This window comes from Paenarthrobacter sp. NPDC056912, from assembly GCF_042786555.1.
In the GTDB taxonomy this organism is placed as follows: Bacteria; Actinomycetota; Actinomycetes; order Actinomycetales; family Micrococcaceae; genus Arthrobacter.
Genome location: NZ_JBHUCD010000007.1, coordinates 63,963 through 78,413, shown reverse-complemented (window position 1 = coordinate 78,413; position 14,451 = coordinate 63,963). Strand labels below are relative to the sequence as shown.

General features: G+C 65.3%; 11 protein-coding genes. 10 read left to right on the top strand and 1 reads right to left on the bottom strand.

Annotated features, from left to right (window positions below):
* Positions 1–41: 41 nt before the first annotated feature.
* A complete protein-coding gene (locus ACFRJ9_RS09645) occupies positions 42–449 on the bottom strand; it encodes a hypothetical protein (protein WP_377666843.1) in 408 nt (135 codons plus the stop codon).
* Between the two features lie 38 nt (positions 450–487).
* On the opposite strand from ACFRJ9_RS09645, the gene ACFRJ9_RS09640 reads away from it, so the two are divergent.
* The 10 genes from ACFRJ9_RS09640 to ACFRJ9_RS09595 all read left to right on the top strand — a co-directional run bounded on the left by ACFRJ9_RS09640 (position 488) and on the right by ACFRJ9_RS09595 (position 14,437).
* Positions 488–823 (top strand): hypothetical protein, encoded by a 336-nt coding sequence (locus ACFRJ9_RS09640; protein ID WP_377666841.1) that lies wholly within the window; start codon positions 488–490, stop codon positions 821–823.
* A gap of 339 nt (positions 824–1,162) precedes the next feature.
* Positions 1,163–2,554, top strand: coding sequence for a serine hydrolase domain-containing protein (locus ACFRJ9_RS09635; RefSeq protein ID WP_377666838.1), 1,392 nt, complete (start codon positions 1,163–1,165; stop codon positions 2,552–2,554).
* Positions 2,551–3,438, top strand: coding sequence for a serine hydrolase (locus tag ACFRJ9_RS09630; protein ID WP_377666836.1), 888 nt, complete (start codon positions 2,551–2,553; stop codon positions 3,436–3,438). Before ACFRJ9_RS09635 ends, ACFRJ9_RS09630 begins: the two co-directional genes overlap by 4 nt.
* Before the next feature lie 48 nt (positions 3,439–3,486).
* Positions 3,487–5,076 carry an ABC transporter substrate-binding protein gene (locus ACFRJ9_RS09625; RefSeq protein WP_377666833.1) on the top strand — a complete coding sequence of 530 codons (1,590 nt, stop codon included), beginning with the start codon at positions 3,487–3,489 and terminating at the stop codon, positions 5,074–5,076.
* Between the two features lie 20 nt (positions 5,077–5,096).
* Positions 5,097–6,101, top strand: a complete 1,005-nt coding sequence (locus ACFRJ9_RS09620; protein ID WP_377666830.1) for an ABC transporter permease — start codon at positions 5,097–5,099, stop codon at positions 6,099–6,101.
* Entirely contained in the window at positions 6,101–8,050 is a 1,950-nt protein-coding gene (locus tag ACFRJ9_RS09615) for a dipeptide/oligopeptide/nickel ABC transporter permease/ATP-binding protein (protein ID WP_377666827.1), read from the top strand. Before ACFRJ9_RS09620 ends, ACFRJ9_RS09615 begins: the two co-directional genes overlap by 1 nt.
* On the top strand, positions 8,047–9,045 hold the full coding sequence (locus ACFRJ9_RS09610; protein ID WP_377666825.1) for an ABC transporter ATP-binding protein: 999 nt from the start codon (positions 8,047–8,049) through the stop codon (positions 9,043–9,045). Before ACFRJ9_RS09615 ends, ACFRJ9_RS09610 begins: the two co-directional genes overlap by 4 nt.
* Before the next feature lie 39 nt (positions 9,046–9,084).
* Entirely contained in the window at positions 9,085–12,432 is a 3,348-nt protein-coding gene (locus ACFRJ9_RS09605; RefSeq protein WP_377666823.1) for a serine hydrolase, read from the top strand.
* Positions 12,429–13,562: a M20 family metallopeptidase gene (locus tag ACFRJ9_RS09600; protein ID WP_377666821.1), complete on the top strand. Its 1,134-nt coding sequence runs from the start codon at positions 12,429–12,431 to the stop codon at positions 13,560–13,562. Before ACFRJ9_RS09605 ends, ACFRJ9_RS09600 begins: the two co-directional genes overlap by 4 nt.
* Positions 13,559–14,437, top strand: coding sequence for a GNAT family N-acetyltransferase (locus ACFRJ9_RS09595; RefSeq protein ID WP_377666819.1), 879 nt, complete (start codon positions 13,559–13,561; stop codon positions 14,435–14,437). Before ACFRJ9_RS09600 ends, ACFRJ9_RS09595 begins: the two co-directional genes overlap by 4 nt.
* Positions 14,438–14,451: the final 14 nt, after the last annotated feature.

Sequence of the window (14,451 nt, the reverse complement as noted above, 5' to 3'; positions counted from 1 at the left end):
CCCCCTCATTTCCGAAACATAAGGACCGGGCACGACTGACGCTAGCTTGAAGCTGCGTTTTCCGTCTTCAGCAAGAGGCGCCGCATGCCTCCGCGCGCCAGCATCAGGACAATGATCAGGGCAGTCACTGGGAAGAAGCCGCCAAGTTGGACGGCGTCGCCGAATGCGAAATCGACTAACTCAAGAACCAGGAACTTGCTCCCGGGCATCACGAAGAGCAACGCGACCACGTTAATGATGCGTACGGCCACAGTTGTTCCACCCCGAATGCGTCCGACGATCTTCTTCTTGGCCAGCATCACAACCTCGAGGACAACCTTGAGCAGGATTGCCGTCAGAAGGGCCAAGAGGAAGGACTCGGAAATGACGGCTGGGAACAGCTGAATGAACATGCCCAGCACTACAAGATAGACGAACACATCTACAAGATCGATCGGACGGAGCCGCATTCGGCGAGCGTATCAACTCCCGCAGCTAGTCTGGACTCATGACCCGTCGACTCGCTGCACTTTCCGCCGTTCCCCTGTTGCTGCTGCTCGTAGGCTGCGGTGCCGTGGAGGAAGCAGCGACAAGCGCAGCCAGCGAGGCAGCCTCCAAAGTGGCCACTGCCGCCGCCGATGAAGTGACCAAGCAGGTCTGTGCCGTGGTCCAGGACGGCTTGGTCAGCGTTCAGGACAAGCAACTGCTGGCTGGCTTGGTCTCCTCCGCCAGTGCTGCCGGTGTCCCCGCAGAAATCACGACGCCGTTGAAGCAGATCGCGGAAGCCGGCGACGAAGTGCCGGCCGAGTCGGTTCAGGCACTAAAAGAGGCTTGCGCGCCGTAGGCGGCAGACCCCCGGGCCGCACCGGAACCGCGAGCGCGGCCGGCAGTTGACCGTTGACGGTGCTCCCCGGATTCAGTGTTTGCCGCATAGTCTCGGCGTTCTCCATCCCTTTTTTGCTTGAGGGGCCCGGACCGGTGCCCTGAGTCTTGTCGGCCAGGTGGGTTTTCCACCGGTCATCGAACAGTGTCATCTCTTCGTCGGCGGTACATCGGTGGTGCCGGGCAGTTTTTTGTTGGATCGAACCAAAATGTACGCAAGTCCCGTCGGTTCCTACCATTTATAGGGCGGCAGCGGCGAGTACGCTGAGCGAATTCGCATTCTCAACGAGGAGGAACTTTCATGGTGGATTCACTTTCACGGATCGGTGCTTGGGTCGAGGAAATGCTGCCCGAACTCATCGCCAAATACCAGGTGCCCGCCGCATCTGTGGCAATTCTCAGTGGTGGCGAGGTGGTCCGGACCGCGGCAGGCATCTTGAACAAAGCAACCGGTGTTGAGGCCACCACCGATTCGGTCTTCCAGATTGGTTCCATCACCAAGGTCTGGACAACCTCGCTCGTCATGCAGCTTGTCGATGAGGGGCTCGTCGACCTTGATGCGCCTGTTCGCCGTTACGTCAAGGACTTCGTCATCGCCGACGAAGCCGCCGCGGCGAGGATCACCGTTCGTCAGCTCCTCAGCCACCTTTCCGGTTTTGAGGGCGATATCTTCACGGCCACGACAGAGGGCGAAGACGCCGTCGAGAAGTTCATGCCGATCCTGGCCGATGTGCCGCAGCTTTTCGAACCCGGCGAAATGTTCTCCTATAACAACGCGGCTTTCTCGGTTCTGGGCCGGATCGTGGAGGTTGTTCGTGGCAAGCACTATGAGGCCTGCTTGCGCGAATACCTGATCGACCCGCTGCAGCTCAAGCATGCGGCCACGGGGGCGGGCGAGGCAATCATGTTCCGTGCAGCGCTTGGTCACCTCAGCCCGGCCGAGGGCGTCGCCCCGGAGCCGGCACACGTCTGGTCGCTGGTGCGTTCCAACGCTCCGGCCGGATCCGTATTCGCCATGAGTGCGAGCAACCTTATCGCCTTCGCGAAGATGCACATCGACGGCGGAGTTGGCCCGGATGGCAAGCAGATCCTAAGCGCCGAAAGCGTAGCTGCAATGCAGGAACAGCAGGTCAAGCTTCCGGAGCTCGGTCTCATGGGCGATAGCTGGGGACTTGGCTGGGAGCTGTTCAATTGGGACGGCGGCCCCGTCATCGGCCATGACGGAGGAACAATCGGCCAGAGCGCCTTCCTTCGCGTGATCCCTGGGCAGCAGGCCGCGGTTGCGGTGCTGACAAACGGCGGCGATGTTCTTGGCCTTTACGAGGAGCTCATCCGCCCAGTCATCAACCGTCTCACTGGCGTTGTCGTGCCGGGGCTTCCGGCCCCCGCCGACGACGTCCACGCCATCGATGCCTCGCGCTACGTAGGCACCTACAGCTCACAGGTGGCCGACTCCCACGTCACCCAGGACACAGAGGGGCGGATCTGGATCGAACAGAAGATGAAGGGAATCTTCGCCGGGCTGTCCCCGGAGCGGCCCCCGGTCGAGCTGGTGCATTGGAAGGGCGACACCCTTATCCCGCGTGAAGCCCGTAACGGAATGCACACACCGCACGCCTTCGTGGGCAACGACGGCAACGGCAACGCGCTGTACCTGCACACCGGTCGCGCCGACCGGCGGGTGTCGGCATGAGCGCCGCGATCTCGGATGTCTTCACGCGGGTTGGAGCCTGCGGTTTCCTGCACGCGCGTGAAATCGGAGCCGACGGCGGCAACGAGGTTTCCGTCCGCTCCGACGAGCGCGTAGTTCTGGCGTCCGTTTTCAAGGTTTTCGTCCTGGTCGCCTTCGTCCGCGCGGTTGATGCCGGCCAGTTGGATCCAAGCGGGCGGACAACTGTCACTGCCCGCTACCGCACCGGCGGAGTTGGCACCGCGGGATTCACCGACGACGTCGAGGCCAGCTGGCGCGACCTTGCCCACAACATGATGGTGATGAGCGATAACGCCGCAACCGACGTCCTCTACCACCGGCTCGGCCGGGAGGCAGTTGACCAGGTCGTGAGTGATCTGGGGCTCAGCGAAACGCGTCTGATCGGCTGCTGCGAAGACTTGTTCGCTTCGGTCGGCGAAGACCTCGGCGGCGGGTCGGCGAGCGACCTTAAGGAGCTGCTGGAAGCGGCGACGGCCGAGCAGATCTGGAGCCTGTCGATCCTTGATCCGCTGCGCACTGCCGCGTCGACTCCGCGGGACATCACCACACTGCTGAATGCAATCTGGACTGACACCGCGGCCTCTCCGGCGGCCTGCAAGATCGCCAGAGACATCATGGCGCAGCAGATCTGGCCGCACCGGCTGTCGTCAGGATTCCCGAGTGATGTACAGATTGCCGCGAAGACGGGAACCGTGCCCGCAGTGCGCAATGAGGCAGGCGTCGTCACCTACCCGGACGGACGGCAGTATGCGGTCGCCGTCTTCACCAGAGCCGACTCGCTGGCAGACCGGTTGCCCGCCGTCGACGCCTCCATCGGCGTCGCCGGTCACCTCGCGGTTGAGCACCTCCGGACGCTTTCCTCATAACTCCACCCGCACACATCCCATCCCGCACACGACCAGCTGGAGCATCCAATGCGTTCCATCACCCCACTCGTCGCCCTCGTTGGGGCGGCAGCACTCACTCTCACGGCCTGCACCGCGCCCGGCGCTTCCGGCAACGACGCCGGCGGCGAGCTTGCCACCGACGGTACCTTCACGATGGCAATCGGCGCCGACCCGGGAAACCTCAACCCCATGATCACCGCGATGAGTGGTGCGCGCACTATTGACCGCTTCCTCTATTCGCGCCTCGTCGAGGTAGGCAAGGACGGCACCATCCTTTCCGGGCTGGCGAGCGCGTGGAAGGCCGGCACCACCAACGCCACCTTCACTCTGCGCAAGGACGCCACCTGCGCTGACGGCACCGCGATCACCGCATCAATGCTCGCGGAGAACATCAACTTCATTGCGGACCCGAAGAACGGCTCACCCCTCGTCGGGCTGAACGTACAGGCCGGCACCGTCGCGACAGGCGACGACGCCACCGGCGTGCTGAGTGTGACGAGCGGCGCGCCCGACGCCTTCCTCCTCGAAAACGTTGGCAGCGTGCACATGGTCTGCGGGCCGGCTCTCGCCAACCCGGATGCGCTCGCCAAGGGCGAAGGCGCAACCGGCATGTACACGATCACGGAGATCGCCCCGAACTCGCAGTACACACTGACACGGCGCAAGGAGTTTGTTTGGGGGCCCGGCGACTGGGACCCGAAGCAGGCCGGCATCCCCGCCACGGTCATTTTCAAGGTCTTGCCCAACGAGACCACTGTGACAAATCTGCTGGTTTCAGGCGAGCTGAACGCCGCACAGGTTGTGGGGCCCGATTCCGAGCGGCTGCGCGCCAAGAAGCTATTCTCCAGTGATATCCAAGTTGGTTTGGGACAGCTTCACTTCAACAAGAACCCCAAGAAGCTGCTTTCTGATGAGGCACTTCGCATTGCCCTCACCCAGGGTCTGGACCTCGGAAGGCTGCGCTCGGTTCTCACAAGCGGCACGGGCACCGCGCCGACCAATCTCGTCAATATGGCGCCGAACCCCTGCAATGCCGACGTGGCGGCGGCCAGCATCCCGGCATTCGATGTGAAGGCCGCAGCCGACGCACTCGATTCCGCCGGCTGGAAGCCCGGATCCGACGGCATCCGCCAGAAGAACGGGGCGAGGCTCTCACTCACCGTCATGTACCCCCCGTATCTTTCCGCTTCCTTCGGCCCGACCGCAGAGCTGCTGCAGTCAATGTGGAAAGAGATCGGCGTTGAGGCGACCCCCAAGGGTGTCGATGCCAACGGTGTGAGCGAGGCGCTCTTCAGTACCGGCGACTGGGACGTTTCACTCATCTCACTCGGCGTTGGCCTGCCCAGCCAGATCGTGCCATTCTTCTCCGGCAAAACCCCGCCGAACGGCTCAAACTTCGGCTACACCGATAACGCGGAGTACGTCGCCGCCGCGAGCTCTGCCGCGATGAAGCCGGGTAAAGAAGGTTGTGAGGACTGGTCGCACGCCGAGGCAGCACTGATCGGCGCCGCAGACGTCATCCCGTTCGCGAACTCGGTTGTGTCAGTGTTCGGCAGCAAGGCGAAGTTCACTGTGAGCGACAGCCTCGAGCCCGCGTCTATCCGTCTGTTCAAATAACCCGAGAAGTTGGTAGCCCGATGACCAGCACCATGACCGAAACAGTGGCCGCACCCGCCGCCGCACTGCGTCCAGGACTCAGCCCCTGGCTGACCTTCGCGCTGCGACGCGGCGGACAGTTCATCCTCTCGCTGTGGGTGCTGATCACGGCGGCCTTCCTCATGATCCACCTCGTGCCCGGTGATCCGGTTCGCGCGGCACTGGGCATGAACGCACCAGCGGAGCTGGTCGAGGCCCGGCGCGCAGCGCTCGGTCTCGACCAGCCGCTGATGGTGCAATACGTGAACTACTTCGCCAAGCTCTTTACCGGCGATCTCGGGGTTTCCACCATCACCAACGAGCCGGTCGCCCACATTATCGCTACACGGTTCCCTGCCACCCTGCAGCTCGCCCTGCTCGCCTGCCTCCTTGTTCTACTGGTCGCCCTTCCGCTCGGCGTCACCATGGCCGTGGCGACCCGCAGCGGCCGCAGACGCGGGCTTGAACTCACCTTCGCCATCATTTGCGTGGTGTTCGCCGCAATCCCCGAGTTCCTCCTCGGTGTCGGGCTCGTCTACATCTTCGCGGTCAACCTGGGATGGTTCCCTATCGCCGGCAATGACAGCCCGTCAGCGCTGGTGTTACCCGTTGTCGCCCTGGCCGTCGGGCCAATCGCCGTCTTCTCGCGAATCATCCGCGTCGAGGTCCTCAGCGTCCTCAGCCAGGACTTCGTTCGCACCGCTCGCGCCAAGCGCCTGGCGCCGCGCAAGATCTATATCCGCCATGCCCTCCCCAACGCCATGACGGCCACGCTCACCCTCACCGGCCTCCTCCTCAGCGGCATGGTCGCGGGCACCGTGCTTGTCGAAAACATCTTCGCCTGGCCCGGCCTTGGCACCATGATCGTGCAGTCCATCCTGTCCAAGGACTACCCGGTGGTGCAGTCCATCGTGCTCATCTATGGAATCGGTGTACTTCTCGTCAACCTCCTCATCGATATCGTGCTTGCACTTCTCGATCCGCGCTCAACAATCCGGGAGTCCTGATGCCCGCTCGTCTGAAGTGGCTTTCCATCGTCCGTAGCCCGGTCGGGGTCACCGCCACGGTTCTCGTCCTTCTCGTTGCACTGCTCGCGATCTTTGCCCCCCTGATCTGGGGCGCACAGGCCCAGGCCATTGACACCTCCGGCACACAGCAGGGTCCAAGCGCTGAACACCTCCTTGGAACGGATGCGCTGGGGCGCGACGTCCTCGCTCGCGTGTTGGTTGCCACCCAGCTCTCGGTCACACTCGCCGTCGTCGCAGTCGTCATCGGCGTCACGGTCGGAACCCTCCTCGGTACCGCCCCATCCGTGCTCCCGCGCTGGGCCGGACGCATCGTGGTCGGCATCGTCAACGTTGCCGTCGCCTTTCCCGGCCTCCTGCTCGCGCTGTTCTTCGCCGTGATCTTCGGCGTCGGCACCACCGGGGCTGTGCTCGCCATCGGCTTTGCCATGGCCCCCAGCTTCGCCCGCCTCACCCAGACCATGTCCGCCGCGATCGCCGGCCGCGACTTCATCTCCGCTGCGCGCACCGCCGGTGTCTCGCGCCTGCGCATCCTCATCCGGCACGTACTGCCAAACATTGCCGAGCCTCTCATCGTCAATGCGACCGTTGCCGCCGGCGGTGCGCTGCTGGCCTTCGCCGGACTGTCTTTTCTCGGTATCGGCGTACAGCTTCCCGCCTACGACTGGGGCAAGCTGCTCAGCGAGGGACTCAACCGGATCTACATTAACCCCGCCGCAGCCTTCGGCCCGGCCGCCGCCGTCATCGTTGCCGGCCTCGCGTTCAACCTGCTCGGCGAGAGCGCCGCATCCGTTGCCGGTGGCCGCGTCGCCATCCGTCGTTGGACGATCCCGCGGCTGCCGCAGCCCACCACCCGTGCGGTTCCCACCGTTTCCACCGGCACGATCCTGAGCATCGAAAACCTTCGCATCTCTTACCCGACACACAGCGGCCTGGTACACCCCGTTCGCGGAGTCAGCTTCGAGATCAGGGAGGGTGAGTCTCTGGGAGTGGTCGGAGAATCCGGCTCGGGCAAGAGCCTGACCGCGCTGGCCGCCTCCCGACTCATCGAACCACCAGGGGTTGTGGCCGCCGATCGCCTCGAGTTCAATGGCGTCCAGATACTGACCGCACCGGAGAAGACCATTCGTAGGCTGCTTGGCACGTCACTGGCAATGGTGTTTCAGGACCCGCTGACCTCGTTCAACCCCACCCGACGCGTTGGCAGCCAACTCGCCGAAGCCGCTCTGGAACACCAGGCCATAAGCAGACAGGATGCCATGGAACGCGCCGTCGAGCGGCTCCAGGCAGTGCGCGTGCCCGCAGCCGCCCGTCGCGCCGAACAGTACCCGCACGAGTTCTCCGGCGGGATGCGACAGCGCGCGATGATCGCAATGGGCCTCATGAACAGCCCCAGGCTGATCATCGCCGACGAACCGACCACCGCCCTCGATGTCACGGTACAGCGCCAGGTGCTTCGGCTCCTCGAGCGGGTGCGCACCGAAACTAATGCAGCGATCCTGCTGATCAGCCACGACATCGCCGTCGTCTCGCAAAGCTGCGAGCGTGTGCTTGTCATGTACGCCGGGCGCATCGTCGAAGACCTTCCGACGGCGGAACTCTACACGGGCGCACGCCACCCCTATACCCGGGCCCTGCTTGAGGTCGTGCCCGATCTGGACACCGACCGCGAACAGCCCCTCGGTGTGATTCCCGGCCGCCCGCCGGCACCCGGGGAGGTACCGCCCGGATGCGCCTTCGCCGCTCGTTGCCCGCTGGCGACGGCACAGTGCCGCGAATCCGACCCCGAGCTGGAGATCCACAACCACAAGCACAGGGTTGCCTGCTGGAACCCCGTAGAGAGTGGTACCCGCGTGACACTGTCTGGACTAAGTACCCCCGGCGCGCACGCCGAAGCTGCGCCGGTCGCAACCGCGGGAGGCATGAAGTGAGCGAGCTACGTTTCGATCATGTCAGCGTGAGGTATGGATCCCGCAGCACGGGCCTGACCGCCGTCGATGGCGCCTCGCTGACCATCCCCTCCGGGTCCGTCGTCGGCCTGGTTGGCGAATCAGGCTCGGGCAAGTCCACGCTCGCCCGCGCCGCCATCGGGCTCGCCCCTGTCACGGGCGGCACGATCACGCTCGACGGTGTCGATGTCAGGAAACTGCGGCGCCGGCATCCAATTCAGATGGTCTTCCAGGACCCGTTCTCCTCGCTCGATCCACGGATGACGATCGGCGAGTCCATCGCCGAGATGATTCCGCGCGGCACGTTCTCCTCAAGCGCAGCCAAGCGTGCGGAGGTGGGGCGCTTGCTTGAGCTTGTCAACCTTGACCCCGCCCGCGCGGGTTCGCTTCCGGGCGACCTCTCGGGCGGCCAACGCCAGCGCATTGGCCTGGCCCGGGCGCTCGCCGCACGACCAGAGGTCATCATCGCCGATGAGATCACCTCGGCTCTTGACGTCTCGGTGCAGGGCTCGGTGCTGAACCTCGTGCGCGATGTCTGCGCCGAGCTGGAGCTCACGATGTTGTTCATCTCGCACAACCTCTCGGTGGTGCGCTATCTGAGCGACTACATCGCCGTGATGTACCTCGGCAACATCGTCGAGCTCGGACCGGTCGATGAGGTGCTGAACAACGCCAAGCACCCTTATACCCGCGAGCTGCTCGCATCCGTGCCGACCCGCCACGGCAACCTTCTTGCCGTTGACCCGGCCGCCCTGTTGGACGTCGAACCCGCAGACCCCCATCACCCGCCGAGCGGGTGCCGCTTCAACCCCCGTTGCCCGATCGGGCCGCTGGTCCACCCCGACCGTCAGATCTGCGTGCAGAGCCCGCCACCGCTTCCCACGACGCAGGCGCACGCCGCAGCCTGCCACTTCGCTGAGCTCACAAGCTCCCCCGAACTGTCGACCCCGGTCGGCAACAACATCCGCTCACGCTAGACCCCGCACAACGTACCTCTTGAACAGGAGACCCACACGATGGCACAACAACGTGTAAGCATTGATGACCTCGTTGCCACGCAGCTTCCAGAGCAGCCTGCCCTGTCGCCGGATGGCGGCAGCATCGCTTATGTTCTGAAGAGCACCAACCGCGCCGAGGACCGCGACGAACGCTCGCTGTGGCTCGTGGCCGCCGGGGGCGGCGAACCGCGCCGGTTGACCCGAGGAACCGGTGACTCCTCACCGAGGTGGAGCCCGGATGGGACGCGTCTGGCCTTCCTGCGCGCCCAGGATGGCCCGCCTCAGATTTGGGTTCTGCCGGTCGGCGGCGGCGAAGCCGAGCAGGTCACGACGCAGGCCTTCGGTGCCGGCGCCCCGGTGTGGAGCGGCGACGGCACACGTATCGCGTTCGCCGGCCCTATCGACTCTGCTGCGTTGCCTGGCGAAGGCAGCGATGACGTCGCGAAGCGCCGCACGGCACCAATCGTCACAAACAGGCTCGGCTACAAGGCCGACGGTACCGGTCTCCTTGGCACGATGCGCATGCACATCCATGTGGTGAGCCTGGGCAGCGGCGAGATCACCCAGCTGACCCGTGGCGACTGGCACGCCGGTGATCCGGTCTGGTCTCCGGACGGCGAACGGATCGCTTTCTCCACCGGCAAAGAGGCCGATTCAGACCTCACCTTCGAGTCGGCCGCCTATGTGGTGTCCTCGAGCGATGGCAATGCCAGGCCACGCCTGGTGGGTGCCGCCGGTGTGCAGCTCTCGGTCACCGGCTGGACTCCTGATGGCGGCAAGCTCATCGCCGTGGGTCGCACCGATGCCCAGGTGGGAAACGCGAGCGTGCTGCTCCTTCCCCTGGACGGCGAAGCGCCGCGAGACATCACCTCGGCCCTGGACCGCAATGTCATGCCGGGCGGTGCGGGCTACCCGGGCGCTTTCCCGCAACTGAGCGCCGATGGCCAGACTGTCTTCTTCTGCCTGCGCGACGGCGGTTACACTCACCTCTACGCTACGGGCATCGATGGTGCGGTGCAGCGTGTCATCGTTGGCGGAGCGGCCAACGTGTCCGGCGTATCCGTCGCCGGCAACACCGCCGCGATCGTGCTCGCAACGGAAACGTCCTTCGGTGAAATCGCCACCGTCGATCTGCGCTCTGGCGCCGCTACGGTGCTCACGAGCTACTCTCCGGAGGAGGCCGGCCTCATCGTCGCCGAGCCGCGGAGCTTCACGATCTCGGATGGCGTCGTCGTGCACGGCTGGCTGCGCCGGGACCCGCAGCGCACCGGCCCCCTGCCGCTCCTGCTCGATGTGCACGGGGGGCCGCACAATGCCTGGAACGGGGCCGCGGACCCCTTCCACGCCTACCACCACGAACTCGTTGCCCGCGGCTGGGCCGTGCTCACGCTCAACCCGCGCGGCAGCGACGGCTACGGCAACGACTTCTACCGCGGAGCTCTCGGCGGCTGGGGCACGAGCGATGCCAAGGACTTCCTCGAGCCGATCGATGATCTCCTCGCCGAGGGTGTTGCCGACCCTGCCCGCCTCGCGGTCACCGGCTACAGCTACGGCGGGTTCATGACCTGCTATCTCACCTCACGCGAGAGCCGCTTCGCCGCTGCCGTCGCCGGCGGGGTTGTCGCCGACCTCACGAGCGTCGCGGGCACATCGGACGCCGGCCACTATATGTCGCGCCTCGAGAACGGTGCCATGCCGTGGAAGAGCCCGGAACTCCTCGCCCCGCAATCGCCCTACAGCCAGGTGGGCCAGGTCCGCACCCCGACCTTGATCGTGCAGGGCGGCGAGGACCACCGCTGCCCCGTCGGCCAGGCCGAGCAGTGGTTCACCGCCCTCCGCGAACAGGACGTACCCAGCGAGCTCGTGCTCTACCCGGGCGGGTCGCACCTGTTTATTCTCAACGGGGCCCCCTCGCACCGCGCCGACTGGAACCAGCGCATCGTCGACTGGGTGGAACGCTACGCCCCGGCCGCCGGCGCCCCCGTTCGCAAGAAAGCCCTCAACGCCGGGCACTGGCAGCAGCGCCTGAGCGAGCTGGCGGCCGCCCACAAAGTTCCTGGGGCCACGCTCGGCATCCTGCGCCTCGGCGAGGACCCTGTCCTGGCCAGTCACGGCGTTCTCAACATCAACACCGGTGTCGAGACCACCGAGGACTCCGTCTTCCAGATCGGCTCGATCTCGAAGGTATGGACGGCGACCGTCATCATGCAGCTCGTCGACGAGGGCAAGCTCGACCTCGACGCTCCGATCATCGACGTGGTCCCCGAGTTCCGGGTCGCCGACGCCGAGGTGAGCAAGCAGGTGACAATGCGCCACCTGCTCAACCACACCAGCGGCATAGACGGTGACGTTTTCACCGACACCGGCCGTGGCGACGACTGCCTCGAAAAATACGTCGAGGCCCTCTCCGAGGTCAAGCAGAACCACCCCATCGGGGCGACCTTCTCGTACTGCAACTCCGGCTTCTCCCTCATGGGCCGCGTGATCGAGAAGCTCACCGGTCTCAGCTGGGATGACGCCCTTCGCGATCGCCTGTTCACACCGCTTGGCCTCAAGCACACTGTGACGCTGCCGGAGGAGGCTCTGCTCCACCGTGCCGCCGCCGGGCATGTGGGCGCAGATGAGAATGGCCCCATTCTCGCCCCGATGTGGTCACTGCCGCGTGCCCTTGGCCCCGCCGGGCTCATCGATGCCAGCGCGGCAGACGTGCTCGAGTTCGCCCGCATGCATCTGGGATCCGGGCTCGCGGCCGACGGCACCCGCATTCTCTCGGCACAGAGCGCCGAGCTCATGACCACACACCAGAGCGACGTTCCGGACCCGCACGTGCTCGGCGATTCCTGGGGCCTGGGCTGGATCCGCTTCGACTGGGGCGGAAAGCGCCTCTACGGTCACGACGGCAACACGATCGGCCAGGCCGCCTTCCTGCGCATCCTGCCAGAAGACGGCATCGCCGTGACGCTGCTTACCAACGGCGGCAACACACGGGATCTGTACGTCGAGCTCTACAACGAGATTTTCGGCGAGCTGGCCGAGATTTCAATTGCGGAATCGTTCGGCCCGCCAGCGGAGCCGTACACGGGCGACACGTCACCGTACCTCGGTACCTACGAGCGCTCCGGCGTCCTCATGGAGGTCTTCAAGGAGGAGGAGGCCGTGCGCATGCGCACGACCGTGAGCGGCGTCGTCGCCAAATCCATGCCGAATCCCGTCGAAGAGTACACCCTCACCCCGGTAAGCGATGGCCAATTCGCGCTCCGGGCGCCCGGCACCCAAGGGTGGCTCTCGCTGGTGTTCTACGCCCTGCCGACGGGCGAGCAGTACGTGCATTTCGGTGCACGGGCCATGCCCAAGGTGGCGTCGTGAACATCGACACCCAACAGATGCTCGAAGACCTGCGGACAGTCATCGAATGCGAGTCGCCCTCCACGGACCTGGCTGCCATCGCCCGCAGCGCGGACACGATCACCGAGATCGGGCAACGCCTGCTCGGCCGCTCCCCCGAGCGGATCGTGATCGAGGGACGCACCCACCTGCGCTGGCGCTTCGGTACCCCCCGGGTTCTCGTACTCTGCCACCACGACACAGTCTGGCCGATCGGGTCGCTCATCGAGCATCCGTTTGAGATCAACGGCGACGTGTTGCGTGGGCCGGGCTCCTTCGATATGAAGGTGGGACTCGTGATGGCGCTCCACGCCATTGCGGCCCTTCCGAACCGCGAAGGCGTGAGCCTCCTGATAACCGGCGACGAGGAGCTTGGTTCGCCCAGCTCCCGGCAGCTCATCGAAGAGGAGGCCCAGGGCTGCGCCGCCGCCCTCGTTCTTGAGGCATCGGCCGACGGCGGCGCGCTCAAGGTTGCCCGCAAGGGTGTCTCACTGTACGAGGTCGCGGTGCAGGGGCGGGCGGCGCACGCCGGGCTTGAGCCCGAGCGGGGGGTCAACGCTTCGATCGAGGCCGCGCACCAGATCCTTGCCGTTGCAAGCCTCGGCGACGCGGAACTGGGCACGACGGTAACACCGACGTTGCTGCGCTCCGGCACGACCACCAACACCGTCCCGGCCGCATCCAGCTTCGCAGTGGACGTGCGCGTGCGCACGCTCGCCGAGCAAGACAGGGTGGACACCGCCATGCGTGCTCTCACGGCGACGTTACCCGATGCCGTGCTGAGCATCACGGGTGGAGCGAACCGTCCGCCACTCGAGGAATCGGCCGCGCTGGAATTGTTCGCCCGCGCCAGCCGGTTGGCTGCGGAGCTCGGGCTTGGCCGCCTCGAGGGCGCCTCGGTGGGAGGAGCCTCCGATGGCAATTTCACTGCCGGGATCGGCGTTCCAACGCTCGACGGGCTCGGCGCCGTGGGCGGTGGTGCGCACGCGAGCCATGAACACGCGCTCGTTGGGGCATTGATCGAACGCACTGGCCTCGTGCATGCGCTCATCGCCGAGCTCATACACGAGTTTGCACAGACGGATCCCGCCGCATCGGTATCGGCACGATGAGCACCATCGGTATAAGCGAAGGTCTCGTCGAGGACGCCCGTCAGGCGGCGCGGGCCGCCGCGGACTCCGCGGGCATCACGATCCGTATGCTGCACCAGGTCGAGGAATTCTCCGAGGTCGTGGCGCTCTTCGAGCGCATATGGACCTCGGATCACGCCAGGGGGCCGGTTAATACGGAAACCCTGAGGGCAATTTCGACGGCGGGAAGCTATCTCGCCGGCGCTTTCGACGGCGACCAGTTGGTTGGTGCGTGCATGGGGTTCTTTGCCGCACCCTCGCGGCAGGCAGTGCACAGCCATATCGCTGGCGTCGACGGCCGAATGCGTGGCCGCAATGTCGGCTTCGCGATCAAAGCGCACCAGCGGGCTTGGGCGTTGGGCGAGGGCATCCATGAGATCTCCTGGACCTTCGACCCGCTCATCAGCCGCAATGCCCACTTCAACCTCGTGAAGCTCGGCGCCCGCGCGAGTACCTACCACTGCAACTACTACGGGCAGATGAGCGATGTTCTCAACGGTGGCGATGACACCGATAGGTTACTCGTGACGTGGGACCTGCTCTCGGGGAGTGTGGCTGCGGCCTGCCACGGAAAGCCCGCGACTCTCGAGACGAGCGCGCACCGGGCCGATGAGGCTGAGACGCTGCTCGAGCCCTCGGCGCACGACGAACCGACCGTGCGGAAAACCGATGCGGGGCTCGTGCTTGCTCGCCTCCCGAATGACATCGAGGCGCTGCGCCGCAGGGCGCCCGAGACAGCTTCGCGCTGGCGGGCCGCCCTGCGCGAGAGCTTGGGCGCGCTCATGGATGATGGTGGGCGGGTGCTCGGATTCGATTCCTCGCACCGCTATGTCATCGTCACGAAGGCGCGGTCCTGACCCGGGCGCCCTGG